Origin of the sequence: Chloroflexus sp. (assembly GCF_034431535.1) — a bacterium.
GTDB lineage: Bacteria > Chloroflexota > Chloroflexia > Chloroflexales > Chloroflexaceae > Chloroflexus.
This window is the reverse complement of record NZ_DAOUDC010000059.1, coordinates 1-9,855: the sequence shown is the minus strand read 5'-3', so window position 1 is coordinate 9,855 and position 9,855 is coordinate 1. Positions and strand designations below refer to the sequence as shown.

Sequence of the window (9,855 nt, the reverse complement as noted above, 5' to 3'; positions counted from 1 at the left end):
GTGGGGGATTGCTTCGGGCGGACGGCACCCAAGCGGGGTGCCGACATGCCCTCGCAATGACCAAGGGGTGGCGGCAGTGGAACTGCCGCACTCCATCACGCGATGATAACGGGGGAGGGCGGGGTGCCGCCCTGCCCTCGCAATGACAGGAGGGGGAGGGCGGGGTGCCGTTGCGCGCGCGATGACAACAGGGGTGGCGGCAGTAGGGATACAGCGCTGCTGTATCCCTACACTACACGCACCGCCACGTCCTCACCTTACGCTCGATGCATGATCTAACACTCCTCTTATTGCACATGTTGGCGCTCTGGGGTACAATACAGAATGTGATATGTCAAACAACTTCGCAATGGAGGTAGGAAGCGCGCTATGCCAACCTACGTGTACGCTTGTGATACCTGCGGCAAGCAGTTTGAGAAATTCCAAAGCTTCAAAGACGAGCCATTGACCGTCTGCCTGTGTGGCCAGCAAGGCCGGGTGCGCCGGGTGATTCAACCGGCGGGCATTGTTTTCAAAGGTTCGGGCTGGTACATTACCGATAGCCGTGGCGCGAGCAGCGGCTCGGTAACGGGCAGCGACTCGAGCAAAGGTGACACGAGTGACTCAGCTAGCGACGACTAAATCGCTCGCCTCCTTGCCCCTTCCCTCTCCCGGATGCTACTGTCGCTAGGGGCGCTGCCCTGCTTGGCGGCGCCCCGGCACGTATGCCCGCCGGGTTCGCGCATCGTTGCGCACTTCCGGCGCTCTCTCGTTATACCCTTCTTCAGCGGTTAGCAGTTCTCTATTATTCGCCGGAGCAATCCGATGCGTCTTTCACATGCTCTCTGTGTTTTGCGCGACGATATTCGCGCCATTTTTCGCAATGATCCGGCTGCGCGCAATTTGGCCGAGGTCTTGCTTTACCCCGGACTGCACGCGATTATTCTGCATCGTCTGGCCCATGCCCTCTACCGGCGCAAAATTCCGTTCATTCCGCGGCTGATCTCGCAGATCAGCCGTTTCCTGACCGGAATCGAGATTCACCCCGGCGCTCGGATCGGGCGCGGCTTTTTCATTGACCACGGGATGGGGGTTGTGATCGGTGAGACGACCGAAATCGGCGATTGGGTGATGCTCTATCAGGGGGTAACGCTCGGCGGCACCGGTAAACAGACTGGCAAGCGCCACCCGACCGTCGAAGACGACGTGGTGATCGGTGTGGGTGCGATCGTGTTGGGAGCGATCAGGATTGGGCGCGGCGCACGCATTGGCGGCGGTGCGGTGGTAATCAAAGATGTGCCGCCCCACTCGACCGCGGTCGGAGTGCCGGCGCGCATTGTGGCTCGTCGCGATCCGGTGACTGGCCAGTCGCGCCGGGTTGAGCAATTGCCCGACCCCGAAGGCGAGATGTTGCGCGGTCTGCACGACAAGGTGCTCGAGCTGGAAATGCGCATTGCTGATCTCGAAGCAGAAACCCACGTCCATCACGAGAAGCACCGGTTAAAATATGACGCGCTGCCTGACCAACTCTGGCAGACGTTACTGAATGAAACGCCGCCGGTTGAAGAAGAGTATAATCAAGGCGCGGGCATTTGAATAGGCGTGGCCCGCCGCAGTGCGAAATAGCGAGTTAGTATGGCGATTCAGCTTTACAATACCCTGACCCGGCGGCTTGAAACGCTGGAGACGATCGAGCCGGGTGTGGTACGCATGTATGTCTGCGGGGTGACGCCGTATGACGAAGCGCATATCGGCCACGCGATGTCGGCGATCGTGTTTGATATGATCCGCCGCTACCTTGAGTTTCGCGGCTATCAAGTGCGGCATATTGTCAACTTCACCGATATTGACGACAAGGTGATCGCGCGGGCGAATGCGATAGGTCAAGACCCGCTAGCGTTGTCGGGGCAGTACGCTGCAGAGTTTTTGGCCCAGTTACAGGCGATGAATGTCTTGCCGGCGACGGCCTACCCGCGGGTTTCGACCACGATGACGGGAATCATCGCCTTTGTGCAGGGCTTGATCGAGCGCGGCTACGCCTATGTGGTTGACGGTGATGTCTACTTCCGGGTGCAGCGCGACGAAGACTACGGTAAGTTGTCGGGCCGGTCGCTCGACGAGATGCTGAGCGGCACCCGCTTTGAGGTCGATCCGCGCAAGGAATCGCCGGCTGATTTTGCCCTCTGGAAGGCGGCTCGTCCCGGTGAACCGGCGTGGGATAGCCCATGGGGGCCGGGCCGGCCGGGGTGGCATATCGAGTGCTCGGCGATGGCGATGGAGCATCTCGGCCCGCAGATCGACATTCACGGCGGCGGTACCGACCTAATCTTCCCGCACCACGAGAACGAAATCGCGCAGAGCGAGAGCCTGACCGGCCAGCCCTTCGCTCGCTATTGGGTGCATAACGGCATGTTGCAGTTAGTCAATCCGCAGACTCGGCAGGTCGAGAAGATGTCGAAGTCGCTGGGGAATGTGGTGACAATTACTGACTTCCTCAACCATTACGATGCCGATGTCTTCCGGCTGATCGTCTTGAGCAGCTCGTACCGCAGCCCGCTGACCTACAACGACGAGATTGCCGCCGACAACCAGCGCAAGCTCGAGCGGCTGCTCTCGGCGTTGGCGCCGGCAACCGGCAATGTGCGTGAAGGGCCGGCGGTGACGGCGCTGCGCGACGCTGCCGTCATTGCCCGCGAGCGGTTTATCGCCGCGATGGACAACGACTTCAACAGTCCGGCGGCGCTGGCGGCGCTGTTCGATCTGGTGCGGGCGATCAATGCAGCGCGCGATGCCGGCCTTGCCGCCGAAGAGCTGGCGGTTGGACAACAGACACTGCGCGAACTGGCTGGCGTGCTCGGGTTGCGGCTCCAGCCGCGCCAAGCGCGCGTCGCCGCCGAAGCGACCCCGTTTATCGAGCTACTGATCGAGGTGCGCGGTGAGCTGCGCAAAGCCAAGCAGTATGCGCTGGCCGATCTGGTGCGCAACCGCTTGGCCGAGCTCGGCGTCACGCTGGAAGATGGGCCGCAGGGCACGCGCTGGAAGTGGCAAGGATGAGCGGTATGGAAACGCCGAACACGTGGCTGGAAATCGCGGTTGAAGTCGATCCGGAAGTGGTTGAGACCGTCTCTGAAATACTGGCGCGTTACGGCTACAACGGCGGCGTAGTGGTTGAACAAGGCTGGATCGCCGGCGATGAAGGGCCAGAGTTCCAATACGACCCCAACCGGCCGGTTTGGCTGCGCACCTACCTGCCACTCGATGCGCAGGTCGAAGAGACACGCCAGCGGATCGAGCACGCGCTCTGGCATGTCAGCCAAATCCGCCCGCTGGGGCCGATCCAGACCCGCACCTTGGCCGAAGAGGATTGGGCCAACGCATGGAAACAGTTCTACCCGGTGCTGCGGATCGGTGCGCGAACGGTGATTGTGCCGTCGTGGCTCGAATACCAACCCGAACCGGATGACATCGTGCTCTTGCTCGATCCGGGGATGGCGTTTGGCACCGGCCTGCACCCGACAACTAAACTCTGCCTGCAACTGCTCGAACGGCTGGCGCAACCCGGCCAGCAGGTGCTGGATCTCGGCACGGGGTCGGGCATCTTAGCAATTGCTGCGGCAAAGTTAGGGGCCGGTACAGTACTGGCGCTCGACAACGACCCGATTGCGGTGCGGGTTGCGCAGGAGAATGTAGCGCGCAATCACGTGGGTGATAGGGTGACAGTAGCCGAGGGCAGCCTTGGGGCCGGGCAAGCGATGGGGCACTGGCTATCGGGCGATTTTGGCCCAGCCACGCCCGATCCGGCGCTGAGCGCAACCACGCCGCAAGCCACCTTTGATCTGATCGCCGCCAACCTGATCGCCAAAGTGCTCGTTTTGCTGGCGCCGGATTTAGCAGCGGCGCTTAAGCCCGGTGGCTATTTGGTGAGTAGTGGTATTATTGACATAAAGGAAGCCGATGTCGTGGCGGCGTTTGCCGCCGCCGGGTTGCGGCAGGTTGAACGGCACGTAGAAGGCGAATGGGTAGCGTTGGTGCATACGCGATAAGGTAGCGCCGCACGGCGGTGCGGCTCCGTGGAGACGCATCATGGCCTCGCAATGGTGATAGAGACGTACCGCCGTGCGTCTGTACGAGGAATCGGTATGAGCGGGTTGTATCCAATGTTGTGCGAGCCGCGGCTGGTCGAACCGATCTGGGGCGGGCAACGCTTGGCGCCGTGGCTGGAATTGCCGCCGCCGCACCCCGAACGACTCGGCGAGATTTGGCTGATCTTTGACAGCAATCGAGTGAGCAACGGCCCCCTGGCGGGGATGACCATTGCCGAGCTGGCGCGAGCGCATGGCGCGGCGCTAGTGGGCACGCGGTCGTTTGCTCGCTATGGGGCCGACGTGCCGCTGCTGGCCAAATTCATCGACGCCGCCGACCGGCTCTCGGTGCAGGTACACCCCGACGACGAGTATGCCCATACCGTCGAAGTGCATACCGGGTTCCACGGCAAAACCGAGGCGTGGTACATTCTGGACGCTGAACCGGGGGCGACGGTAACGCTCGGCATGCGCGCGCCGGCTGAGCGGGAGGAGCTGGCGGCGGCGATTGCCGATGGCACGGTGGAAGAGTTACTTGCCCAACAACCGGTCAGCGCCGGCGACTTGATCTTCGTGCCAGCAGGGACGATCCATGCGATTAACGCTGGGATCATGCTGTTTGAAATCCAGCAGAAATCGGATCTGACCTACCGGCTCTACGACTACAACCGGCGCGATGCGCGCACCGGCCGGCTACGTGAGCTGCATATCGAACAGGCGCTAGCGGTGAGCCGGCGCGAACCGGCCACGACCGCGCAGCTCCGGCCCCTGCCGCTGGACGAGCAGCGTGATCTGTTGGTGGCCTGCGCGTCGTTTGCGTTGGAACGCTGGCGGGTGCAAGGTAGCATCAGCGCCGCGACCGATCCCGGTTCGCTGGAGATTTTGACAGTGATTTCCGGAACGGTGCAACTGGTGTGGGGCAAGGAAACGCTTGAGTTACGGCGAGGCGCGGCAGTGCTCTTGCCGGCGATATTGGGGGCGTACCGGCTTGAAGCGAGTGATGCCACCGTGTTGCGCTCGTATATTCCCGATCTGCCCGCATTACTGGCGGCGGCTGGCGCTGCACCCGGCGCCGCCCCCATTTTTCCATAGATACTGCCGTGGACGACGCGACAACGATACCCAATACCCGGTGCTTCTTCGTTGATCCAGCATGGTTGCGATCGGATCAGATCGAGATCGATGACCCGGCGCTGGTGCATCAGTGGGGGCGGGTGTTACGGCTCGGCCCCGGCGACCGGGTATTATTGCTCGATGGGCAAGGCTTGGCGGTGGTGGTCGAGATTGCCGCCATTAACCGGAAACGCGTGCAAGGTCAGGTGATGGCTCGTTGCCACGCCGGCGGCGAGCCAGCGGTTGCGTTCGACCTCTATCTGGCCTTGATCCGGCCAGAGCGGTTTGAATGGGCGTTGCAAAAAGCGGTAGAATTGGGCGCGCGCCGGATCGTGCCGGTGGCGTTTGCCCGCTCGCTGCCTAGTGATCGGGCTGACGAGCGCCGGCTGGCCCGTTGGCAACGGATCGCCACTGAAGCTGCTGAGCAATCGCGGCGGGGCCGGATTCCGGCTGTCGCTGCGCCCCAACCATTTGCTGCGACGCTGGCAGAGAGCGTCAACGCCGATCTGGCCATCTTGCTCGATGAACGGGCGAGCATCCATCTGCGAGATGTGGTCAGCACCCGTGCAGCAGCACGCCGGATCGCGATCTTCTCAGGGCCGGAAGGCGGTATTGATCCGGCCGAGCGGGAGATGGCGCTTGAGCATGGGGTGCATGCCGTCTCGCTGGGGCCGCGCATCTTGCGCGCTGAAACCGCACCACTGGCAGCGTTAGCGATGCTGCAATACGCACTTCACAGCTAGAAAAGGCTGTTTCATGGAACGGGCTTGGGCCATTATCGGCAAAATCACGCAATGGGTGGCCGTGATCGCAGTTGCCTTCCTTGGCGGTTGGATCACCGGGCGGATTGTCGGCGTCTCGCCGATTGATGTCTTCATCACTGGCGTCTCGAATGCCGACGCGCGGCTGCTCACCCCCGGCGACCGGCGCCAGCAATTTGCCGTCTTCTGGGATGTGTGGGATCTGGTGGAGGGGAATTTCTACCAACCCGAAGCAATCGACCGCCAGCGCATGGTGTATGGCGCGATTCGCGGGATGCTGGCAACGCTCGACGATCCCTACACCTACTTCCAAGAACCGGAAGAGGCGCAACAAAACCGCGAATCGATGGAAGGGCGCTTCGAGGGCATTGGGGCCTATTTGCGGGTGGAAAACGGCCAGATTATTATTGACCGTCCGATCCGCAATTCACCCGCCGAACAAGCTGGCTTGCAACCGGGTGATATCATCGTCGCGGTAGACGACCAACCGCTGGCCGAGCTAATTGCCGGTCTCAGCGACAGTGACGCCAGCGCGCGCGCAGTAAGCCTGATTCGCGGTCCGGCAGGAACCGTAGTGCGCTTGACCATCCGCCGGCCTGCTGACGACAGCGTTTTTACCGTCGCCATCACTCGCGCCGCCATCCCGCTCATCACCGTTAATAGCGCCCTCTTGCCCGACGGGATCGCGCACATCCAGATCACCGAGTTCAAAGCGAGCACAACCGAACTCCTTGACCAAGCCATCGCCGAACTCCGCCCGCAACAACCGCGCGCGATTGTGCTTGATCTGCGTAATAACAATGGCGGCTTTCTGAACACGGCGCGCGAGGTCTTGGGCCGGTTCTACGACGGTGTTGCGCTCTATGAAGAGGAGCGCGGCGGTGTGAACAAAGAATTGCGCACGATAGTGGCGCCTGCCGATCGGCAGTTATATGGCATTCCCATGGTGGTATTGGTGAATGGCGGATCGGCCAGCGCCGCCGAGGTAGTGGCGGGCGCGTTGCGCGATGAGCGACCAAACACGACATTGCTCGGCGAGCAGACTTTTGGCAAGGGATCGGTGCAAAACATCTACACGTTGCGCGATGGCAGCAGCGTGCGGATCACGATTGCGCGCTGGATTACGCCGGAGGGCGAGGCGATTAATGGAGTTGGGATTACGCCAGAGCATGTGGTACCGGCGTCGAACGAAGCGGAATATGCAGCGCCGTGCGTACCTGACCGGCCAGCGGAGGACAGTTGCGCCGATGCGCAACTCTATTGGGCATTGAAGCTGTTGCGCGAAGGTGTGGCGCCGCCGGCGGCAACCGAAACAGTAACGGCCCCCTAAGCGGGGGCCGTACACCGGACGGCGGGCCAAGGGGCAAGCGCGAGGAAGCGGCAGACACCTTGCCGCGTGGGGCAGAAATTGGGGAGGCAGAGATCCTGACTGGCAGGGAGGACATGGATGTACGGCATCGCATGTCCAATCTCTCAGGCAGCCCACCGCCAAACGGCACAGCTTTAGTATAGCAATGACGCAGTGCAGAAAAAGGGAATGGGCGGCTACCCTCAGTAGCAATTTGGTTACTGTCAGCTCGCGAACGGCGATCAGGGAATGGTTTCGGTGCGGGATGGGCGGCTACCCTCAGTAGCAATTTGGTTACTGTAAGGGCATCCTTGAGCAGCGAGACCGTTGCGCAGAGGCGCATGTCATTGACAGGCGCGGTACAATAAATGCAAACAAATGTTCTGATTAGAATGGTCGTAGCGTTGCACGAGGGAAGCGCATCACCATCATCGTCTGGTTCGAGAAACAGAAATGGATTGGTCGCGCAACCACAAACATCATCAAGCGACAATGTCCATGCCCGGTAGTGATGGCATTGGATAGCAATGGCCGAGCGTTGCCCGGCAATTCGCTCGCAATAGTATCACGATGGGCTTGAAATCATATTCTTGACGTTTTGTGCGGCGATTCTCAACCTTAAGCTGAGGTGGCTATGAGTACACCACGCCCCACCATCCGCGGCGAACGGCGATCTAATGACACGAACGACCTTGAATTGCGCGACTACCGGTTACACGAACAGGTCGGGCAAGATGAGCTATCGATCATCTACCGTGCCACGCACCAGACGCTCAACCGGCCAGTGTACGTCGCGATCTTGCGTCGCCACGATTGGATCTCAAACAGCCGGTTTCAACTTGCCGCCCGGTTAGCGGCCAGCCTCAGCCACCCGCACCTGTTGCCGGTGATCGACGCCGGCCATGACGATCGCTACGGCGACTACATGGTGACGCCGTATATCGATGCTCGCCCGCTGAGCGATATACTGGCCGAAGGCACACCCGATTTAGCGCTCGCCATGCGGATCGTTAGCCAGATCGCCGCCGCCATTGATTACCTGCACGAGCAGAAGGTGGTGCATCGTGACGTGCAGCCGGCCAACATTTTGGTCACGCAGCAGGGCAATGCCTATCTGACCAACCTCAGTCTTGCGGCTGCGCCCGATACGCCGCTCGATCTGAGCACGTTGAGCGAGGCCGAATATCTGACCCCTTACTCGGCGCCTGAGTTGCACCTTGCCCAGACCGAGGCGCATCCGGCGCTCGATATCTACAGTCTGGGGGCGGTTGCCTACCATCTGCTCAGCGGTGAATTGCCGCCGAGCGGCCTGATCGTGGAACTTGATCTGGCCGGCAAACCGCCGGCGCTGGCGCTAGCCGAACGGGTGCTGTTGCGGATGCTCTCGCCGCAGCCGAACTTGCGCTTTCCGTTCGCCAGTGCAGCAGCGAATGCACTTAGGCTCGCATTACGCACCTTGCTTGACCAGACCACAAACGACATGGAGGAGTCACGGTGGGAAACGTACGCCGAGTGGTTTGACAATCCGCTCGAATTAGCGTTAACCGCCGAGTTATCGGATCTCGCCGAGCAGTTCAACGACTTCCTCACCGAATCGCGCAAGCGGGCCGATCACCTCCACCGGCGCGATTATTTGCGCAAATGGCTCAACCGCTGGAGCCGGCAAAAGCCGTTTCGCCGCCAATCGCTTGGCCAACTGATCGAGTTTGAGTCGATTGCCAGTTATAACATCTACTTCTACGAACTGAAGGTATTGTACGAGTTTCGCACGTTGCCGAAGCCGCAGATTCGCCCGATGCAGCTCGATGAACGACCGATCGCTGAACCGGCGCTTGATGTGTGGAAGACGCAATTACCGCCGCCAAAGGATTTTGCCTCGGAAGCGGGCGGCGAGGTGGTCTTACCGGGATCGCGGCGGTTCTTTACCTGCCCCGACTGCCACGGTTCGGGACAAATCCAGTGCCCGCAATGCCAAGGCAAAGGGATGATCAAGCCGCGGGAAAAGCGGGGCGAGCCTGAGTCGGTCGAGCAGACGTGTCCTCAATGCCGAGGGTATGGGAAAGTTCGCTGCGACAAGTGCGCCGGCAATGGCAATTTAGTCGAAGAGAAAGTGTTTCGTTGGTCGCGCAAAGCGATCGCGCATGAGAATAATGATGATAGCGAGGGCTTGCCGCCGAAGGTGCAAGCACTGTTGCGCCAGCGCGCGCGCAAGGTGTACGAGGCGGAGATTGACCTGTACGATAGCCATTGGCACAGCGCCGGGCCGTTGAGCGCGTTGATCGAAAAGGCGAGCAAAGAAGCCGGCGAGCAGGGGCGGCCATTGCGGGCATTGTTGCAGATCAAGGGCGCGATGGTGACGCAGATCAATGGCTTGCTTGATGAGCAAGAATGCGAGTTGTACCTTATCGGGCCAGATGACACCTTGGTGAGTACGATTTCGTTGTGGAATTGGGAACGGATTGCGTTGGCGGCGGTGTTGGCGTTGTTTGTGGTGATGGCGGTGGTAGTAGGGATCATATCATGATGATGTAGGGCACAGCGAGCTGTGCCCGTACAAGGGGGGCTAAGGCGC

General features: G+C 60.8%; 8 protein-coding genes. All 8 read left to right on the top strand.

The genetic code is table 11. The annotated features are described in order from the left end of the window. Window positions 1-369 precede the first annotated feature (369 nt). Entirely contained in the window at window positions 370-621 is a 252-nt protein-coding gene (locus U9R61_RS14615) for an FmdB family zinc ribbon protein (protein WP_322489545.1), read from the top strand. Between the two features lie 183 nt (window positions 622-804). Next, window positions 805-1,575: a serine O-acetyltransferase EpsC gene (epsC, locus tag U9R61_RS14610; protein WP_322489544.1), complete on the top strand. Its 771-nt coding sequence runs from the start codon at window positions 805-807 to the stop codon at window positions 1,573-1,575. A gap of 39 nt (window positions 1,576-1,614) precedes the next feature. Continuing rightward, window positions 1,615-3,033 (top strand): cysteine--tRNA ligase, encoded by a 1,419-nt coding sequence (cysS, locus tag U9R61_RS14605; RefSeq protein WP_322489543.1) that lies wholly within the window; start codon window positions 1,615-1,617, stop codon window positions 3,031-3,033. Between the two features lie 5 nt (window positions 3,034-3,038). Further along, window positions 3,039-4,022 (top strand): 50S ribosomal protein L11 methyltransferase, encoded by a 984-nt coding sequence (locus tag U9R61_RS14600; protein WP_322489542.1) that lies wholly within the window; start codon window positions 3,039-3,041, stop codon window positions 4,020-4,022. A 96-nt stretch (window positions 4,023-4,118) separates the two neighbouring features. Next, window positions 4,119-5,153, top strand: coding sequence for a type I phosphomannose isomerase catalytic subunit (locus U9R61_RS14595; RefSeq protein ID WP_322489541.1), 1,035 nt, complete (start codon window positions 4,119-4,121; stop codon window positions 5,151-5,153). Between the two features lie 8 nt (window positions 5,154-5,161). Then, window positions 5,162-5,917 carry a 16S rRNA (uracil(1498)-N(3))-methyltransferase gene (locus U9R61_RS14590; RefSeq protein WP_322489540.1) on the top strand — a complete coding sequence of 252 codons (756 nt, stop codon included), beginning with the start codon at window positions 5,162-5,164 and terminating at the stop codon, window positions 5,915-5,917. 13 nt (window positions 5,918-5,930) lie between these two features. Beyond that, a complete protein-coding gene (locus tag U9R61_RS14585; protein WP_322489539.1) occupies window positions 5,931-7,265 on the top strand; it encodes a S41 family peptidase in 1,335 nt (444 codons plus the stop codon). A 652-nt stretch (window positions 7,266-7,917) separates the two neighbouring features. Further along, window positions 7,918-9,807 carry a protein kinase domain-containing protein gene (locus tag U9R61_RS14580; RefSeq protein ID WP_322489538.1) on the top strand — a complete coding sequence of 630 codons (1,890 nt, stop codon included), beginning with the start codon at window positions 7,918-7,920 and terminating at the stop codon, window positions 9,805-9,807. The last annotated feature ends 48 nt before the right edge of the window (window positions 9,808-9,855 follow it).